This is a genomic window from Neobacillus cucumis (assembly GCF_023715505.1).
The window spans coordinates 312675-332238 of the sequence record NZ_JAMBOH010000004.1 but is presented as its reverse complement, the minus strand read 5'-3'; the positions used below and the strand labels follow the sequence as shown (position 1 = coordinate 332238).

The window sequence follows — 19564 nt, the reverse complement described above, 5'->3', positions numbered from 1 at the left end:
CCTATTAGTAAAGCTAGATTCGTTGGCGAAAACGTTTATAAAACTGAATTCTCTGTATTTCCACCTGTCAAAGCGGCTAATAAATCATGTTTTGAATCTTCATCTGGTTTATAGCTAAAATAGTCGAAATGGGCTGGGGCAGTGGATGCTTTTCCATTTCCAGTCGCATACATTCCGAAAAACAGGCCCGTAAAACCACCGGCAACTTCAGATGCGAGCATGGAACTTTCACCTTTACCTAAAGTAATTTTTTCACCATTTGAGGACATAAAGGAAAAAGTAAAACTAAAATCATCGGCGTTTATTCCAAGGATGACCCTTGGCAAATCGTACTCCACCTCTGCTTCCACCTTCCACATGCTACCAATTCTACGGCGGAATTGAATAAAAGATTTTCCTTCTTTTTGAATCTTAGCTATTTCATAATGATAATGCTCGTTCATAAATACAGTCAGCCCTGCTTCTTCTCCCTCATCATTAGGGATAAATTCCATTAGGGTAGAAATTTCACAATTAAGATGCTGCTGCCTTCGTCCCACAAATGCGGGAGAGTCTGTATCATTCAAAGTGCATGATTGACCACGAATGGTTAGCCAACCAGATCGTTCCGTTAAGGACCAAGAGATTGGAGCCGGATTACGGTAAAAATTCCATTCTAGCGGAAGGGAGGTGGTATCAAAATCTTCTATCTCCTGCCATGGCTGAGATGGGCCTAAAGGCAGGGACTTTGCATCATTTTCTACTTCAGCATGCCCTTCTACTCCCATAATAGGCCACCCTCCTTCGGTCCAATGGACTGAAACTAGGTTGGTTTCGCGCCCTATGTGATGACGTTTTGGATAACCGACAGGCCTGATTCCTAGAAACACAGACCACCAGCTGCCATCTAATGCTTGGATTAAATCAGCATGCCCTGTGGCTTGAATTGGTTTATCCGTACTTCGATTCGAAAGAATTGGATTATTCGGATTGCCCTCAAAAGGCCCGTAAGGACTTCTGCTTCTTGCGATTGTTACCATATGGCCATATTCTGTACCGCCCTCGGCAATTAGTAAATAATACCACCCATTGATTTTATATAAATGCGGTCCTTCCGGGGAGCTGCCACCTGTTCCTTTCCAAATTAACCGACGCTCAGTTAACAGTTGTCCAGACTCAATATCGAGCTCAGCCTGATAGATTCCCACCGCTTCACCACTTCCAAAAGCGCTTGTTCCAGTTATGTAAACCCTTCCATCTTCATTGAAAAATAAGGATGGATCAATTCCGCCCCAGCCCTCAATGAATACTGGCTCGGACCAAGGGCCATCTGGATGTTCAGCATATACATAAAAATTCTTAGTTGTTGAGATATTGGTTGTAATTACATAAAAGAGTCCATTGTGATACCGGATTGTGGGGGCGAATATTCCCTGTGAAGGTCCCATTTTATGTATACGGGTCAGCGGCAATTGACTTTCACGAGTTAGTACATGACCAATCTGATTCCAATTCACTAAATCTGTACTATGAAAAATCGGTATGCCTGGGAAATATTCAAACGAACTGGTTACTAAATAATAATCTTTGCCAACCCTGCAAACACTTGGATCAGGGTGAAATCCGCTTATGATTGGATTAGTATATATCATTTCAATATCACGTCCGATCTTTATTAGATTTGGAATCTTTATTAATAGTCTTTTCTACTTTAAGAATAGAACAAATAAAAATCCTTTCCTACTGTAAATACGACTAATCATTTTCAAATTTCCGACTTTTTATAACACTTTAAATTACTTATAAGGTCAAAAGCCAAACACGTTGTTGTGTTTGGCTTATTACTCACTAAACCTTTTTAATGTCCTATTCTGACCTTTTTCTTTTTATTAAATGGCTAAGCTATTATTGCACAATCACTTTTATTTCATTAAGCTTCACATCTAACTCGTCCAGAACTTCCGCTGAAATTTGCAAGAACGGCATATGGGACAGTTCTCTTAAGGATTGATGGCCTATGTTGGCAATCATCTCCTGAGGAAATGCTGCAGTTTGAGGTACTGTATCCGCCAATACATGTTTTACTTCTTCATTTCCAAGCAGTTCACTTAATGGCAAATGTGTACTGTAATATTTTAAATAGGCCACTTCAGGCGTATAGGAGAATTCCCAGGTTCCGCTGTTTAACTCAACCTGCACCTGTTTACCTGATTGACTTGCACTAACTTCTAAGTCGTTTAATGACCTTCCATTCAGAAGTACGTTTTCTAGTTTAGCATCAGGCAATTCAACAGTAGCTGTCGCATTAAAAGGAATAACAAACTTAAACTTCAACTGTCCTTCTTCATTTAGCTCCCACTGACTTTCGTATAAACCTGCAGCAGTATCCAATCTTGCATTAGCATACTTCAATCGATAATCGGGCTGCGGTGCCAATCTTACATGCCTAAAGCCTGGTTGATCTTCAACAGGGTTGATACCTGCCACGTTTCGATACATCCATTCCACAATCGATCCATAAGCATAGTGATTTAAAGAGTTCATATCCGTTCCGCTAATTTTGCCGTCAGGCAACACGGAATTCCAGCGTTCCCAAATCGTTGTCGCACCCATTGTGACAGCATATAACCAACTCGGATAATCCTTATTTAAAAGTAACGTATAAGCTAAATCATTGTTTCCGTTCTCAGAAAGCACTCTGCATAGATACGGTGTCCCAACAAAACCAGTCTTCAAGTGATTCTTGTCCTTTTTTAATCTTTCACGCAAATCATTAGCTAGTCTGTTTCGATGCTCATCTGGAACAAGGTCCATAAATAAGGCAACAACTAACGCCGTCTGGTTATTCAAGGCTAGTCGTCCCGTGGAAGTAAAGTATTCTGCTTGGATTGCCGCTCTTACTTCATTTGATAACAGTTCGTACTCGCAAGCAATTTCCTTCTTGCCAAGTACCTTGGCTGCTTTAGCCACGAGCATTGAAGAATAGCAATAATAGGCAGAGGATATAAAAGCTGTTTCTGTTCCACCCATTGGAGAATTAGGGTCCTCCCCATCCAATGCCAGCCAGTCACCAAAATGGAAACCTGTTGTCCAAAGCCTTTTAGAACCAGAAGCTTCGTCTGCCCTCTTAATAAAATCTACCCAGCCCTTCATACTTTCGAATTGCTGTTCGAGTATCGCTTTATCTCCATAGTGAAGATAAACATTCCACGGGATAACGGTAGCTGCCTCTCCCCATGCACTTGAACCGCCGCCTTTAACAGTTGCCATAGGGACTACCATTGGAACCATTCCATTTAGTGATGATTGTTCCTGTGCAAGGTCATAACCGTATTTACTGAAGAAAGCATAGGTATCCATATTGAAGGCAGCTGTTCCTGAAAAGACCTGGGCGTCACCCGTCCAGCCCATGCGTTCGTCTCGCTGAGGGCAATCTGTTGGTACATCTAAGAAATTCCCTTTTTGACCCCATAAGGCGTTCAAGAATAATCTATTAACCAATGGATTACTAGTTTCTAAACTTCCCGTTTGATCCATATCCGAATACAAGACACATCCTGTAAAATCATCCTTATTTACTTCCCCGTTCCAACCGGAGACTTTCACATATCTGAAGCCGTAATAAGTAAAATGCGGCCTTACCGTTGATTCTTCTCCATTGGAGATATACCTAAACTCTGCCTTTGCAGTACGCAGATTGTCTTGATAAAAATTTCCTTCTTGCAGGAGTTCAGCATACTGTAAAACAATTTCGGACCCCTTTGTAGCATTAGTTCTAAACTGAACCCAGCCAACCATGTTCTGACCCATATCCAGCACTGTTTCTCCAGCTGGAGTTTTAATCACTTCAATTGGCTTTAACTCTTCCTTCACTACTACCGGCAGGCTTAATCTTGCCTTTAGTCTGTCGTATCCTGAGTCAAGAATCTTAACATTGTACGGCGTACCATCAGTAAAGGTTGCATCGTAAATCTCACCATCATATAAACCACTAAATAAGATATTGCTCTTTCTGGCTTTCCATGAGTCATCCGAATGAATGACGGTCGTTGTTCCATCTGCATGGTTTAAAACAATTTCACATAAAAGGGCAAACTGATTACCATAAACTTCCGTTTGTCCGCCTTCAAAACCAAAGCGGCCCTTGTATAATCCATTTCCAAGACTAACTTCGACAGAGTTTTGTCCCGTTCTAACTAGATTGGTAATATCATAGGTCTGGTATTGCAGCCATTTGTCATATGCGTTGAAATTTGGAGTAAGATACTCATTCCCAGCTTTTTCACCGTTAATCTCCATTTCATATAAACCTAAGCCACATACATAGGCACGGGCAGAAACAACTTCCTTTGACAGGTCAAAATTCCTGTTTAACACAGAGTGTATTTCCTTATCAAAATCTGGTGTAATCCACTTTGCCTCCCAAGTTTTTGCCATTTTGGCCGTTTCAAACCAAGCAGTGTCACTAGCAGCTACATCCCCATTATCCGCCCAAACTTTTACTCTCCAAAAGTAGCGTGTACATGGCTCTAATTTAATCGGAAGTTCGAATGCAAGACTATCAATCTCCACACTCTTTCCAGTGTCAAAAATAATGTTCGCAAATTTCTCATCAAGGGCAACTTCAATTTGCGCAGCTGATTGTTTTTTAGCCGTTGTGTCATATGTAACAAAAGACAAACGAGGCTTTCCTAAATCAAATCCCAGTGGGTTTGTTATCCGGTTTGTTTTCAAATTTTTTATTCTCATGTTTTCTTTTTCCTCTCCATAAGTATTCATAAAACATGTATCTTTATTAATTCAAGTTGATCTTGCCATAAATTTATTGTAGCAAACGCTTTTATTTAATTTAATATTGAAAAACAAGATTAACATTGCTCGAATCAAAGAATATAGTTAAAAGGGTTTAGGGATGGATTAAATTGAGCAGCACTCCATCGTAATAATGGAGTGCTTACTCTTATTTAAAATCTAGTATCCCATTTCCCGCAAAACGGATCGACAGGACTCTTCCCTTTAAACTCAGATTTTCCTAGAATCTTATCCACTATTGCCTCAACCACAAATTCATTAGATGAATAGGCATTAATATAGGTCTTCACCATTGGCACATCCTGCAGGTGGAACGGGTTCGCAACCGAAATAAACAATGTAGGAATATCTTTAACAAACCAAGGAGCGTTTGCATTTAACGGCTGCTGCCAATTAATTCTAACCGTTGTTTGGTTACTAGCCGTTTCAAGGTTGGCAACGTAAATAATCAGATCATATTTCGCTTTAAAATCGTTGACACTCATAAATAGCTCTGGGAAATTAACTTGCTTGTCATTATAAAGTTCCACTTGGAAACCGGCATTTTCAAGGGAATCAATAAACGGATTGGTTACGGAACCACCTTCCTTTAGTCCCCCTTCTTGATCACCTAATACATATAGACGGACCCGTTTATGCTGATCAACATTAATAGGCAGCAGTTTTTGTGTATCCTTTACTAATGTAACCGATTGGTCTGCACATTCTCTTGCCCAATCCTTATGCTCTCCACACTGTAATACCGATAAATCCGCTTCCCCAGGTACTAAAGTTCCCATCTCCTTTTGTATATGCAGACCTAGTGATGCTTTCAGAGCAAGTATTCTAGTAACAGCTTCATCTACTCTTTCTAAGGTTAGAATACCTGTCTTAATCCCTTTTAACATAAACTCATAATCTTCTTTTATATTTCGGTTGAAGAGGAACATATCACAGCCTGAAGCAATTGCCTTAGGTACAGCGATTTCTCTTCTTTCTGAAGCAGTGAAACCAAGCATCGGTGTTGCATCTGTAACGATTAAACCATTAAAACCTAATTTTTCTCTTAATAATCCATTAAGTATTTCTGGTGCTAGTGTGGCCGGCTTGATTTGTTCATCTTCAATTCCTGGCAAAAGAGTTTTTGAATACTCTGGGAGCATAATATGTCCTGCCATAATCGATTTAGCCCCGCTGTCTATCATTTCTTGGTAAACCATCCCAAAGGTTTGATCCCATTCTTCGATGGATAAGGTGTTTACAGATGATAAAAGATGCTGATCTCTGTCATCGACCCCATCACCTGGGAAGTGCTTGACAGCTGCTGCGAGTCCGCTTTCATGTATTCCCTTCATAAAAGCTTTAGACATTTGAGCAACTCTAATTGGGTCAGACCCATACGTTCTTACATTTGTGATAGGGTTTCGATAATTCATATCAATATCAACAATCGGCGCAAAAGCCCAGTTACACCCGGCTGCCCGTCCTTCACGGCCAGCTACTAATCCTAATTTATAGGCCATATCTTCATTGTCTGTTGCAGCCACCTGCATTTGTTTTCCGAAATAGGTGCCATCCGTAGCAATCCCATTCCCACCAGCTTCTAAGTTAGCAGAAATCAATAAAGGAACTGGAGATAACTCTTGTAACAATCGATGTGTTTCCTGCATCTTTGCCCCAGTATCTGGCCGATACATGATACCTCCAGGATGATATTCTGCAATAAATGCTTCTAAATCTTGCTTAATATCTGAACTGCCAATCGGACAAAATAATTGCCCCACTTTTTCATGTAAAGTCATCGATTGTAGAGTTTCTTCCACCCACTCGATATCTTTATCACTTAAGAAGAAAGGTTTATTTTTTAAATGGGCTAGACTGGCATTAAGTTTTAACATTACTTTCAACTCCTAATCTCATTAACTTCTAATAGCTGGTCTATATCTAAATTCGTTAAATCCTGTAATTTCATATCCGCATTTAAGCAAGTGGCTGCGGAACCTATACCTACCGCTTTCATCCCAGCAGCCTTTGCCGCATCAACTCCAGCTTGGGCATCTTCAATAACAGCGCATTCTTCAGGCTCCACTCCGAGCATTTTGGCTGCTAGTAAAAATACCTCCGGATCAGGCTTACTATTTTTGATACTGTTTCCATCGGCAATAGTGTCAAAGTTCGAAGTTAATCCAATCTGCTCTAGAATAAAAGGCGTGTTTTTACTAGAAGAACCAATGGCAATTTTTATATCCCTTGTTTTTAAACTTATTAAAAGATTAATAATCCCTGGTAAAATGTCATTGGGCGATAACTTGTTAAGCAGTTCACAATAGATGTCATTTTTTCGCTGTGCAAGAAGGTACTTTTCACTTTCACTGTAGATTTTGTCCGAATGACTCAGAATAATATCCAGACTTTCTATTCTGCTTACACCGCGAAGTCTTTCATTTATATTCCTATCAAAATATATATTTTCTTGATCGCTGATTTGTTTCCAGGCTTGGTAATGATATTCATCCGTCGAAACAATCACACCATCCAAATCAAAAATAACTGCTGAAATTTTCATAGTTCCCATCCTTATATCAAATAGTAAGCGATGTTGCCATCAATTGCCGCATCATCTGAAAGCGTTTCCTATTACTATTATTATGATATAAAAAACCGACTAAAATCGCTTTCCCCTTTTTGGCTGAAAACAGGCCGATATTTGTTCTATTTTCTTTTTCAATATGTTTGTAGATTAAGGGAGGATGAAAAAAAAGAGCCCTATTAACAAGAGCTCCAATCGACTATGAATCATTATGTCATTATTTTATACCAGCTTTTAATGCTAAAAATATTCTTCCATACCACAGTCAGATACCTATAAATCCCTCATTGCTTTTGCAATTTCTATACATAAATCTTCAGCTTGAGCGACATGTCCTAATTTATCAATAAATGCATGAGTCATCCCTTTATAACGGAAACAAGTGGTTTCTACTCCAGCATCCTGAAGCTGTTTGGCATAAAACTCTGTGTGAATACGTAACCCGTCAAACTCTGCCCCTGCTAAAATAGCTTTAGGAAGTCCTGTATGAGATTTCGCAAGCATTGGACTAACATATGGATTATAGATTTCTTCCTTATCAGAAATATAAGCTCCTAAAAACAGATCATCTTCAACTTTTGTAGGTCTTCCAAGTGAAATAAGCCCATTGATGATGTCCTTGTGCTCCTCTGACTTTTCAAAAAAGTTCTCACTCCACTCATATCCGTCAACCTTTGCATCCGCCATCGTAACTGCCGGGTAAATCAGTACCTGCATCGCAATTTTTGGTGTTCCTTCATTTCTTGCTTTCAAACAGACTGCCGCTGCATAATTTCCTCCGGCACTATCTCCGCCAACACTGATTTTTTCAGGATCAATTCCATATGCTTCTGCATGATCATAAACATGCTTTACCGCATAATAATTGTCATTAAAACCATTAGGGAATGGCTTTTCTGGAGCTAAAGAATAATCTACGTTAAATACCACTCCATCAGTTAATTCAGCTAACAATTTGCAGAAGTTTTCAACCGTATAGACGCTGCCGCCAATCCAGCCGCCTCCATGAAAAAATACGAATGCAGGCCGTTTTGGATTCTTTTCGGATTTTCTTGGATAGTAACGCCACAAGCCTACTGTATTTCCGCTATCTGTGATTTCTTCATATTTTGTATGAATTTCCACAGTGTTTAAATTATAATTAGGGAACCCCATGTTTTCCCGCATGATGGGAATTAATACTTCCATTGGCGGCATGGCTGCAGGTTCTTCTCCCTCTAATTTTCCAGCCCAATGATTTTCCATAAGACTTAATTCCGTAGGATCGATATATCCTGGTCTGTCTTCACCTAGGCTTGGTTTTACTATTATGTTAACTCCCTGATTTTCTATAATCGTAGTTTCCTTTTGTAACTGGTCGATGGCACTTGTATCATATTTTCGCATGATAATATCTCCTCTCTAAACTATAATTTTTCGATCTAACCTTTTAAAAGATTCCCTTTAAAGTGGAGTATAAGACTATGATTGTTAAACTAAAGGACAAAGTGCTCTGGTACGATCCCACCTATAGAAAACGCTTTCTTATATGAGTTTTATAATATACCTAGTTCTTGTATAATACATCCCTTTTTTTGACTGAAAATAGGCAAATTTTTGTCCTAAAAAATTATAAAGCACCATAATAGAATGGTGTCCTTATTCTATAACGTTTTCATAATGTTTAATATTAAATTCAAAGGGCTTTTTGCTTGAATCAAAGATTATGTTTATTGCAATAATGCATTACTTTCAATTTCTCTATTCAAAATTACTTTCTTCTTTTTCATGTACATGATAGACTTCTTTTTAAAAAGGATTTTGGATGGATGAAAAGAAATTTATCATATATTGAAGAGATAGTACCTTTGTACTTCCCAAATGAAAACTGGGAGATTGTCCCCGGACCAAGTGGGGAAAACAATACAACTCTATTTATTGTGGCAAACAATGAGCAATACGTACTGAGAATTTACGAGACCCATCGAGATGAAGACAAGGTAAGCTATGAACATGCTGTATTATTAGCATTAAAAGAACGGCCTCTTTCCTTTTCCATTCCAGTACCAATGAGAACAAAAGATGGGCAAACCATTGTCAAAACTGAATCCGGATTTCTTGCAGGATTGTTTAAATTTATCGATGGGAAGAATCCTGCCTTAGAGGACTTAGATCAAATATATTCATTTGGTAAGGTGGCTGGTCAGCTTACTGCAGAGCTTGCCGAGGTCAGTGTAAATCAACTGCCAATATATAAACCGTATTATGATATGGATAGTACACACCCAAGATGTTCTTTGGATCAGATTAAAGACTTTTCCCTAACTCCACCAGAGGACTTTGTGGAGTTAACTCAAGAATTATTAATGATCTACAAACAACTAATCTCTTTTCAAGACAGAGTCCCATTTTTAAAAAGGCTACCCCACCAGCCCGTCCATGGAGATTTAAATGCTTCCAACATCCTTTCGGGAAGGGATGGAAAGATTTCCGCCATTCTTGATTTTGAATTTATTACACATGACTTGCGAGTCATGGAAGTTGCGGTTTCTATTTCCGATTTTATAGATGATGAAGAGGATGAGACCATTATTTTTAAAAAGATTATTGCCTTCCTAACGGGATATGGTAGTAGGATTAAGCTGACAAAAGGAGAAATTCAAGCTCTTCCTCTTCTAATCCAACTTCGAAGTTTAGATGTGTTTATCCATTTTCTCGGCCGTTATTGGGACGGAGTTGACTCTATTGATACGGTCAAGAAGTATATTCGTAAGGCTGCACAAAGAGTTTCATGGATTTTAATACATCAAGACAAGTTCATCAAATTCTGTGATAAATAGTATAAATAAAAATAAAGCTGCCAACCTATGGCAGCTTACTACAAAAATGGTATTGACTAGTCTGATGATTAATTTTCTTGGATGAAGGTCGTCAATAAGCTCTGTTGACTACCCTCATGGTCCATCTTCTTGATTGACGGGGGTCAATATTTTTGTTCTCTAACCCCGTTACCACAATGATGCTCCATTAAATTAGAAATTATATAGAATAGTCAAACCAATCAAAATAAGCAGGGGTACTCTTTTTCTGTCCATTTCCCGCAGCATAAATTCCAAAGTATACACCCGTAAATCCACCCGCTACTTCTGTCGATAAAAGAGAACATTCACCTGAGCCTAAAATAGTAGACTCTCCGTCTTGCTGTTTATAGGAAAATGTATAGTTTTTAGCATCAGCATGAACCGTTAAAACAATCGCTTCTTCTCCATACTCATGTTCAGACTCCACTTTCCAAAGGGATCCTATTCTTCGTCTTACAAAGACCTTTTTTACACCATCTCTTATTCCTAGTGCTATTTCATAATGAAATCGCTCATTCATGAAGACAGTTAGCCCAGCCTCTTCCCCCTCCTCAGTTGGAGAGAATTCTAGCATTGTTGAAACTTTGCATTCAAAATGCTGCTGCCTACGACCAACAAACGCTTGAGAGTCTAAGTCATTTAAACTTGTTAAAGGCCCATATAACGTTAGGAATCCAGGTCTATCAGTTAAAGACCAGCTATCCTCACTAGGATTACGCAGGAAATTCCAAGAGAAGCCTAAGGCAGCCTCATTAAAATCATCTTTACAACTTAGCTGCTCTTTGTCCTCTATTTTGAGTGTTCTTCCGTCCATTTCTAATTCGACTTGGGCCCCAATTATTGGCCAGCCTTCGTTATTCCAATCCACTGGTGCCAAAAAAGTTTCCCTGCCAAGATGATGATGCTTTCCGCTAAATGGAATGGGGGCAGGACAGATTCCTAAAAATACCGTCCACCAGCTGCCATCTGTATATTCAACTAGATCGGCATGTCCGGTAGCTTGAATAGGGCTTGCACTGCTGCGATGGGTAAGAATTGGGTTATTGGGGTGATTTTCAAAAGGACCAAAAGGCTGTTTGCTTCGAGCCATTGTCACCATATGCCCGTATTCGGTTCCACCTTCTGCGATCATTAAATAATACAAGCCGTTTATTTTATAGAGATGCGGTCCCTCAGGATGGGCCCCGCCTGTACCTTGCCATATTAAGCGGCGCTCAGTAAGAATCTCTCCTGTATTAACATCAATTTCAGCCTGATAAATCCCCGAAGATTCTCCACAAAAGATATCCTGTGTGCCGGTTAAATAGACCTTCCCATCTTCATCAAATAAAAGAGAGGGATCTATTCCAGACCAATCCAGCCAAATTGGTTCTGACCAAGGACCTTCAGGTTTTTCAGTCCATACAATAAAATTTTTTCCGATTGATAGATTCGTAGTAATCATATAAAACCGGCCATTATTATATCGAATGGTTGGGGCAAAAATCCCCATGGAACTCTTTGATTCTTGTAAAGGTAATTGACTATCGCGAGTTAAACAATGACCTAGCTGTTTCCAATTGACAAGATCCTTTGAGTGAAAAATCGGTACACCAGGGAAGTATTCAAAGGAACTTGTAACTAGATAAAAATCCTCTCCTACTCTACAAATGCTGGGGTCTGGGTGAAAGCCGCTAATGACAGGATTTTTATATATCATATTTCGAATTCGCTTCTGTATAGATTTAATAGTTTTTCCGGTTCGTAATACACGGCGTTGTTCTTTGAGATCTCCCCTAACACACGGCCGCTTTCTTTTACAAATCTCTCTTGTGTTTCACGGTTTAATCCAATAATCCCAAAGTGCGGATCATAGCCAAATGTCCATTCATAGTTATCAAATGTGGACCAATATAGATAACCCAGGACTTGAATCCCATCCCCAAGGCACGAATGCAACCCTTTAAGACCACGTTGGATAAATTCAACCCGACGGCTATCATCATTTGTTGCAATTCCGTGCTCCGTTACCAGCACAGGGATATTTAACTCTTTGGCTACATTTCGAATCGTTCTAGCTAGTGCTTCTGGATAATACTCATACCCCATCGCGGTCACTTCTGTTCCTTCCGCCAGCGGAACTTGCCCTTCTGGACCATATACTTCACGTGTATAATTCTGTACGCCGATAAAGTCATCGCCTTCAATGATAGATTTAAATTGTCCAAAATAATCATGCCAAACTTTTGCAGCTAGCTCTTCCCCACCTTCAATGGCTTGAATTTCAGGCAATGCTAATGAAAGTCCAACTTTGGTGGACGGGTTAATTTTCTTCATTACTTCCCGTGCTTTGCAGTGCGCATCTTTCACAATTTCTAATGACTCCTCATCGGAAGCCATATGGAAAGTAAAATATAGATCAATGGTTGTCCCGCATTTTGCGGCGGCCGATTCACGCCAGCCTGGTGCTGTCCAAGATTTAGCATCCATACCAACAGGAGGCATAAAGTTCATATTAATAAATAATTCTTTTAACATTACTGGCAGATTGACTTCATTCATGGTCAATACATAAGGAATATCCTGACCAAACTCCTTAAATACAACCTCACAATATTTCGCGAAAAGGTCTGCAGTCTCAGGATTTTTCCAACCGCCTATCTTCATAAGCCACTGTGGCGACGTAAAATGCATCATAGTAACCACTGGTGTAATGTTGTTGTCGTAACATGTTTTAATAACATCTCGATAATGGTCCAATTCTTTTTGAGAATAAACACCCTGTTCAGGCTCTATTCTTGACCACTCTATGGAAAAACGATAGCTGTTAAGACCAAGACTTGCCATGAGTTCGATATCTTGTTTGTAGCGATTATAGTGATCGACCGCATCTCCCGAATAATCTCTGTAAGGTGATCCTTCAGAATATTCTTCAGCCCACATATCTGATTTATTGTTGTTTCCTTCTACCTGGTAGGCAGATGTTGCGGTTCCCCATAGAAAGGAACTAGGAAAAACATATTTCATAGTAATTTACCTCCTGAACTCATTGAAAAATCATTCCTAATAAAGTAATAATAGCAATCCACTACAAAAGATATAATGTTAAAAGACTAGCTAGTAATTGCTCGAATCATAGATATTAATTTATAAAGTAGAAACTTGTATTATTGACTTTTTGTACTTATTGTTAGAATTTATTTATAATAAAATTAAGAAATCGATTACTCAAATCATTATTCATAGGGAGCAGATATGGACCGACTAGATCTTGAAGGATACTTAGACGCCTATCATATAGGGCCAATTGATAAAGAAAGAGTTTTAAAGGAGTATTATCCTCTTACTGTAATGGTAAATGAAGAACCTGTTTATCTATTTAATAGAGCATTTGATATAAACGATACACCCATTGATGAGAACATATCCATTTCCCAGCAACCATATGGCTCGGTTATTCCTCTTCACATGCATGATTACATTGAGTTGATGTTTGTCTATCGAGGGAAATGTACCGTCTTAATAAAAGGAAAAAAGGTTAATTTGCACAAAGGGGAACTTATTTTAATTAATAAAGAAGTACCTCATAGCGTAGCTGCAATTACTAAAGAAGATATTGTTATTAATATTATACTGAAGCAGGACTATCTTTCACCGAGCTTTCTAAGAAGATTGTCACAGAAAAGCATTATCCCCCAGTTCATGATCGAATCACTCGTGAGTCATAGGAAGCTAAATCAATACTTGATTTTTAGACCAGAAGGAAACAAGGTAACGGAAATCATGGAGAATATTATGTGTGAATTTTTTAATCGTGACTTTTGTTCTTCAGAAATCATTGACTCTTATTTGATTGTTTTATTTTCTACCTTAATCCGTTACAATCATTACCAGACAAGTTATGATGCTGAAGTGGAGAATAATTCATTAATAGACTTTTTGAAATATATCGAAGACAATTACCGGGACTGTTCACTAGTTAGAATGGGGCAGACCTTTGGCTTTAATCCAAGTTATCTGTCTACATTGCTAAAAAAAGGTACTGGGAAATCATTTAAAGAACTCCTTCAGATGCAACGGCTGAACCAGGCTGCCTTGTATTTGTCTAATACTGATTTACCAATACCTGAAATCGCTCAAGAAGTAGGATATTCCAGCGTTACCTTCTTTTATAAAAAGTTTAAAGAACTGTTTAAGGAGACCCCCTCTATCTATAAGGAAAAGCATAAACAATGACAAAAACCATCCCTTGAAGGATGGTTTTCATTTGGTATTCTATTTAAAATGTTTTTTCAACCAACTATTAGCTAAATCAAACCAAACCTTGCATTCTGGGTTTATATGACTTGCATCGCCTGCAGTCGTCTCATCACATAGGGATAAGCCATGGACACCACTCTCAAAAACATGCAGTTCATATGGTACTTTATTCTTTGCCAACATGGTCGCAAATCTTAAAGAGTTCTCCGCATAAACAAGATCGTCATCAGCAGTGTGCCAGAGGAATGTCGGCGGTGTTTGCGATGATACATAGTTTACTGGACTAGCTTCTAAAAGTTGTTCATCACTAGGATTAGGCTTACCAAATACAGCTTTGCCCGAAATCTCCCAGAACCCTTTAATAAACTCATTAGCTTCTGTGTCTACTTTCTCCTTCATTATCTGGTAATCTACTAACGGGTATCCAAGAATTACTGCATTAGGCTTAAACACTTCATGATCAACATTAAACTTTTCATTTAATAAGCTGCTATTCCAGTGAACACCAAGACTGGCTGACAAATGAGCTCCTGCCGAAAAACCACATACAGCAATTTTATCTGTATCCACTAACCACTTTGATGCACTTTCGCGGATAATTAGCATTGCCTTGGCTAAATCAAACAATGGCTGTGGATAAGCAGATTTCTCATTAGGAGCAGGGAGGTTATTGAAATCTTGAACCTTCTTCTTAAAATAGGTCGTATAGCGAAGAACAAACGTATGATATCCGAGAGAAGCAAAACGCATAGCCACCGGTTCAGCCTCACGATCCGAGGTCCCTAGATATCCACCGCCTGGGCAAATTATGACCGCAGGGCGCAACTGGTCCTTTTGAAATTCCATCGAGTTATTAAGAATATAAGTATGTAAGGTTACTGTTTCACTATCATCCCAAACTTGGATTTTTTCAATTAGCATTTAAACTTCTCTCCCTTGATAAATTTCCTATATTTTCTATTATACTTTAACTTATACAACAATAGAGGTGAATCTAAGTATAGTTCACCCCTATTTTTCAATATTTGATTAAACTGCTTTTTCGTTAAGATCATTATTGACCTTCAACTTGGATCCCATTTCCGGAATCGGAAGAACAAACACTGCTGAAAGAATGGAGAAAGCCGCTAATACTAAGAAGAAGAAAGTATATCCATCTCCGCCAAATAGGCTTACGCCTAAAGCAATTAAAGCAGGTGCTGCGAAATTTACTAGTGTTGATGCTAGATTTGTTGTCGTATTCATAATCGAGATGTCTTTTGCAGCATTCTCTTTGTTTGGGAGAATTCGGTTTACAAGGGCATTGTCTACCGCACCGTATAATCCAAACCCAAAGTTAAAGATAAAGTTCCCTACGATAACCCAAGTGAGATTCGATGAGAAGGCAAATGTGATGAGACAAACTCCTGTTAAAAGGGCTGCACCGATAACAAAAGGCTTTTGTTTTTTCACCTTATCGGATAAAAAGCCACCAAGTATTCCAGCTGCAACCATTACCCCGATAGCTGGAGCAGTAAGTCCCATTAATTGAAAAATCTTTGTTTCACCCAAGTGAAATCTTGCGATATAGAAAAGCGTTAACATATTCATTCCGGCATTTGTAAAATAAATAAATAGCTTCGTTAATAATGCCCATGTATAGGAAGGATGCTTTTTAAAACTTGGATAAAAAACACGAATTCCAAACGACTTCTTATCAGCTTTTGTTGCTGTTCCGGCAAAATAATTATCTTTAATGAGAAGAGCAGCTAGGAACCCACCAATTAATTGAACAATAATCATAGTAATCATTTTTTCACTTTGGGTAGACTTAGCAAAGACCCCCATTAACATTTGTCCAGTCATTACGAAAGCAGGTGCTGCAGCACCGATAATGCCCGAAATTCGACCAAACTTTTCTTGTTCTACTTGTTCTGGAACAATCGCATAACAAGAGAGTGATACCATTCCATAAAAGAATTGTGCCAAGCACCAGGAAATGACCATCATTGGGATCGAGGTAGAATAAGCTAGAGCTAACATACAAACGGCTCCGCCGATACTTCCACCAATAATCCAGAATCGCCTTCTACCCATCTTTACACGAGTTTTATCTGCAATGATCCCACTGAATAGTCCAAAAATAACAACTGCAATACCTGTAATCCCAGATGCTGTACCATACACAGCTGTTGAATGTTCCGGCCCAACAATTTTTATAATAATAAATTGAATTAGTCCAAACGCTAATAATACTAACGGTGCTATTGCAGTTCCAACTCCAAGGATTGATGCGACGATCAATCTTCCAAAAGGTGTCTTATTCATTACCGTATTCTCCATTTTATAGCCTCCTTATTTTAAAACGCTTTATTTCACCTTAAAAAACTACTTTTTATTATTCCCTATGAATCCTTCTTACTGGAAACGCTTCCTTATGTACTTCATTATAGAGATATGAAAACCTTTACACTATCCGTTATTTGTTCAAAGCAGGTACGTAAATTGTCATTTCTGGTCATTATGGTTCCTTTGTACTAATTTACCGCAACAAAAAATGGCAGGTTGGTTCCTGCCTCAACTTGTATTCAAACTTACTCTAACCGGGTTGAATCCTGCCTATAGTGTTTTTTGTGGAATAATTTCATATAATTGAACTTCATGGGGTTCAAGATTGGCTGTTAAAATATAATTTTCTTCAATACGGACATCACTTATTTGAAGTCTAGGTACACTAGAATTTTTCAAATAACTAATTTCTTCCGTACTCATGTTTTGAGGTGCACCCATCTCAACCCACTTATCAAATGAACTTCCATTATCTCTGTTTAATTGGTATTGCTTTACTTTGTATGTTCCTTTTTTCAATTCGTTCAAGATGAATTTCATTTCAATTGGATTCTGATTAAGAAACACATTGTATCTATTTTCTAAATCGATGTTTGCATGCTGGTTCATACAATACAGCCGGTCATAATGGCAATAGTGATATAAAAGAAGTTGATAGCCATTAGAATTTTTTGTAAGGAAATAGCCATCTCCTTGAGAAATAAGTTGATTCCCCAATTTACCCAGCAGCTGATACGCAAAAAAAGCTGGTTTTGGAATATTCCGATTGGTGATTAACCCAAGACCTCCATGAAAATCGATCGTCGACGCTCTTCTTTCCTCAATTAAATCCGTTATCGTCCAATAGCCAAAGCTTTGAATCGAATCCATATTCTCCAAGAGATTTTTTACGATATAGGCAGCTTTAAAGCTGGTATCATTCGTTAAATCACGGTGATAAGCAGTAGAATTCCATTCAGATAGGTGAATTTCAATTTCTTCTAAATTATTGTCCGCCAATATCTGTTTGAGATCAGCGATTCGGTTTTTCAGGAAGCTTTCATCTCTTGAAATGTAACCAAAATCCATAGTATCTTCATTAGTTAGATTCTTTTTCTTATTTACATCCATTTCATCATGTGAATAATTGTGGAACGAGATAAAATCAGGGATACAGTTCTCTCTCCTGCAAAAATCTAAAAATTGCTGCAGCCAGTCATTGTTTTTAATCGAAACAATACTTGGTCCGCCTACTTTATAAAGTGGATTGATTCCCTTGATCGTATCGTACGTATTTTTATATAATGTGCAATAATCTTCAAAGGTTCCTCGCCAAAACACATAAAAATCAGGTTCATTCCATACTTCAAAATACCAGTGTAAGATTTCTTCTTCCCCATAAAGATTCTCATAATGTCCAATAAACGCCTTTAAGAGATCATTCCATTTTTCTATGTCCTTGGGTTTACTTACATTACTCTCTTTAAAAAATACGGATTCAATACGATCTGCTAATTCCCTTGGCATAAAGCCTAACTCGACAAACGGCTTAACTTGAATACTTCGTAAAAATTCTATTAGCTTATCTGTATAGAGAAAATTAAATTCAGGTACTCCTTGTTCATCTTCACCATAAACCATCATTTCATCGTCAAAAATCCCATGAAAACGGAGATATTTGAAATCCGTCGCACCCTTAACCATCTTCAGTTGGTTTTGTATATCGGTGTATAGACACTCTTTGGCCTTTCCAACAGTCATAAGATTCTTCCAAGTATGTGTAAGCCTTCGTACCTTTACATCCATATTAATTTTAATCGTCTTTTTTTGAACGGCCTTATGTTCGACCACTAATGCTTGTTCATTACTAGGCAAAAAGGCAAATAATTGGTGGAATGCCTGTGTTTTGTCAATTTCCACATAGTTCGCAAGCGTTACCTTATTACTCTCCGTTTTCTTTGGTTCCATCTCTATCGCACGACGGTATTCACTCGGTGTCTGATGGTAAAATTCCTTAAAAGCCCGGTTAAAGGCCTTTACGCTTGAAAATCCATTATCAAGCGCAATCTGCGTCAGTGGAATATCGGTAAAGACAATATCTTTTACAGCATGATCAAGCCGAATACTATCGACGTATTTCGAAAAAGGCATCCCCAAATGTTTTTGGATAAACTTTGATAAGTAATGCACAGACAAAAACTCAATCTGCGATAATTCATTCAACGTAATCTGCTGCTTGAAATTGTCCTTTACATAGGAGGTAATTCTTAGTAATCGTTCAATGTGTTTCTGGCTGGAAAGTTTATTCTCCTTCTCTGTCTCTTCTTTAAAATTTTTGATTAATAGATAGATTAGCTGAAAATAGAAGGACTTTATTTGTAATTCGTATCCTTCGCCCTCTTTGTTGATGACCCACATCATCTGCGCTAACAAGGAGCGGAGTTCATTAAACTCTGCTTGGTGTTGTTCATCATATAAAAACGATTTACAAGAGAAGACAAAGGAGTCGACATCTTTTATACTTTCTTTTAAGTCAGGAATCGGCAGTTGAATCGTTAATAATAAGTTCTCTTCTTGGTGTCCAATGGCATGAATGTCGTTTGCATTGATCAGGAATACGTCTTTTTCATTTAACTCAAAACGCTTATCATTCACTGACACACTCACTTTTCCTTTTAGAACAAAAATGATCTCGATGCTGTCATGCCAATGATTTGTTACATAATCCACACTATTTAAAAAAATATGCAAGGGCAGTTCTTTATTCATTTCGATGATTTCATAGGTAAAATTCATAACGGTCACCCATCTTGATTAA

Annotated in this window: 12 protein-coding genes; 2 read left to right on the top strand and 10 right to left on the bottom strand. The window is 38.3% G+C overall.

Going from position 1 to position 19564, the window contains the following annotated elements; genetic code table 11:
• Positions 1-35: 35 nt before the first annotated feature.
• From M3226_RS08840 to M3226_RS08820, 5 genes are all read right to left on the bottom strand, one after another.
• A complete protein-coding gene (locus M3226_RS08840) occupies positions 36-1631 on the bottom strand; it encodes a glycoside hydrolase family 43 protein (protein ID WP_251564461.1) in 1596 nt (531 codons plus the stop codon).
• A 253-nt stretch (positions 1632-1884) separates the two neighbouring features.
• Positions 1885-4728, bottom strand: coding sequence for an alpha-L-rhamnosidase (locus tag M3226_RS08835; RefSeq protein ID WP_251564460.1), 2844 nt, complete (start codon positions 4726-4728; stop codon positions 1885-1887).
• 215 nt (positions 4729-4943) lie between these two features.
• Positions 4944-6668, bottom strand: a complete 1725-nt coding sequence (locus tag M3226_RS08830; protein WP_251564458.1) for a glycoside hydrolase family 3 protein — start codon at positions 6666-6668, stop codon at positions 4944-4946.
• Between the two features lie 5 nt (positions 6669-6673).
• The gene (gene pgmB / locus M3226_RS08825) at positions 6674-7336 is read right to left on the bottom strand and encodes a beta-phosphoglucomutase (RefSeq protein WP_251564456.1); all 663 of its coding nucleotides are present in this window, start codon (positions 7334-7336) and stop codon (positions 6674-6676) included.
• A gap of 297 nt (positions 7337-7633) precedes the next feature.
• Positions 7634-8746: an alpha/beta hydrolase gene (locus tag M3226_RS08820; protein WP_251564454.1), complete on the bottom strand. Its 1113-nt coding sequence runs from the start codon at positions 8744-8746 to the stop codon at positions 7634-7636.
• Between the two features lie 422 nt (positions 8747-9168).
• On the opposite strand from M3226_RS08820, the gene M3226_RS08815 reads away from it, so the two are divergent.
• A complete protein-coding gene (locus M3226_RS08815) occupies positions 9169-10179 on the top strand; it encodes a phosphotransferase (RefSeq protein WP_251564452.1) in 1011 nt (336 codons plus the stop codon).
• 199 nt (positions 10180-10378) lie between these two features.
• Here the strand turns inward: M3226_RS08815 and M3226_RS08810 are convergent, their stop codons facing one another.
• Positions 10379-11899, bottom strand: a complete 1521-nt coding sequence (locus M3226_RS08810; protein ID WP_251564450.1) for a glycoside hydrolase family 43 protein — start codon at positions 11897-11899, stop codon at positions 10379-10381.
• On the bottom strand, positions 11896-13206 hold the full coding sequence (locus M3226_RS08805; protein ID WP_251564448.1) for a glycoside hydrolase family 1 protein: 1311 nt from the start codon (positions 13204-13206) through the stop codon (positions 11896-11898). Before M3226_RS08805 ends, M3226_RS08810 begins: the two co-directional genes overlap by 4 nt.
• A 228-nt stretch (positions 13207-13434) precedes the next feature.
• On the opposite strand from M3226_RS08805, the gene M3226_RS08800 reads away from it, so the two are divergent.
• Complete coding sequence (locus M3226_RS08800) at positions 13435-14415, top strand: AraC family transcriptional regulator (protein ID WP_251564446.1); 981 nt, start codon at positions 13435-13437, stop codon at positions 14413-14415.
• Between the two features lie 39 nt (positions 14416-14454).
• Here the strand turns inward: M3226_RS08800 and M3226_RS08795 are convergent, their stop codons facing one another.
• From M3226_RS08795 to M3226_RS08785, 3 genes are all read right to left on the bottom strand, one after another.
• A complete protein-coding gene (locus M3226_RS08795) occupies positions 14455-15360 on the bottom strand; it encodes an alpha/beta hydrolase (RefSeq protein WP_251564445.1) in 906 nt (301 codons plus the stop codon).
• Between the two features lie 108 nt (positions 15361-15468).
• Positions 15469-16761, bottom strand: a complete 1293-nt coding sequence (locus M3226_RS08790; protein ID WP_251564443.1) for an MFS transporter — start codon at positions 16759-16761, stop codon at positions 15469-15471.
• A gap of 276 nt (positions 16762-17037) precedes the next feature.
• Positions 17038-19542 (bottom strand): GH39 family glycosyl hydrolase, encoded by a 2505-nt coding sequence (locus tag M3226_RS08785; protein WP_251564441.1) that lies wholly within the window; start codon positions 19540-19542, stop codon positions 17038-17040.
• Positions 19543-19564 lie beyond the last annotated feature (22 nt).

Excerpts from the sequence above, each read along its gene's own strand:
- M3226_RS08820 (WP_251564454.1), bottom strand. The coding sequence starts at position 8,746 with ATGCGAAAATATGATACAAGTGCCATCGACCAGTTACAAAAGGAAACT.
- M3226_RS08785 (WP_251564441.1), bottom strand. The coding sequence starts at position 19,542 with ATGAATTTTACCTATGAAATCATCGAAATGAATAAAGAACTGCCCTTG.
- M3226_RS08795 (WP_251564445.1), bottom strand. The coding sequence starts at position 15,360 with ATGCTAATTGAAAAAATCCAAGTTTGGGATGATAGTGAAACAGTAACC.
- pgmB (WP_251564456.1), bottom strand. The coding sequence starts at position 7,336 with ATGAAAATTTCAGCAGTTATTTTTGATTTGGATGGTGTGATTGTTTCG.
- M3226_RS08800 (WP_251564446.1), top strand. The coding sequence starts at position 13,435 with ATGGACCGACTAGATCTTGAAGGATACTTAGACGCCTATCATATAGGG.
- M3226_RS08810 (WP_251564450.1), bottom strand. The coding sequence starts at position 11,899 with ATGATATATAAAAATCCTGTCATTAGCGGCTTTCACCCAGACCCCAGC.
- M3226_RS08830 (WP_251564458.1), bottom strand. The coding sequence starts at position 6,668 with ATGTTAAAACTTAATGCCAGTCTAGCCCATTTAAAAAATAAACCTTTC.
- M3226_RS08815 (WP_251564452.1), top strand. The coding sequence starts at position 9,169 with ATGAAAAGAAATTTATCATATATTGAAGAGATAGTACCTTTGTACTTC.
- M3226_RS08840 (WP_251564461.1), bottom strand. The coding sequence starts at position 1,631 with ATGATATATACTAATCCAATCATAAGCGGATTTCACCCTGATCCAAGT.
- M3226_RS08790 (WP_251564443.1), bottom strand. The coding sequence starts at position 16,761 with ATGGAGAATACGGTAATGAATAAGACACCTTTTGGAAGATTGATCGTC.
- M3226_RS08805 (WP_251564448.1), bottom strand. The coding sequence starts at position 13,206 with ATGAAATATGTTTTTCCTAGTTCCTTTCTATGGGGAACCGCAACATCT.
- M3226_RS08835 (WP_251564460.1), bottom strand. The coding sequence starts at position 4,728 with ATGAGAATAAAAAATTTGAAAACAAACCGGATAACAAACCCACTGGGA.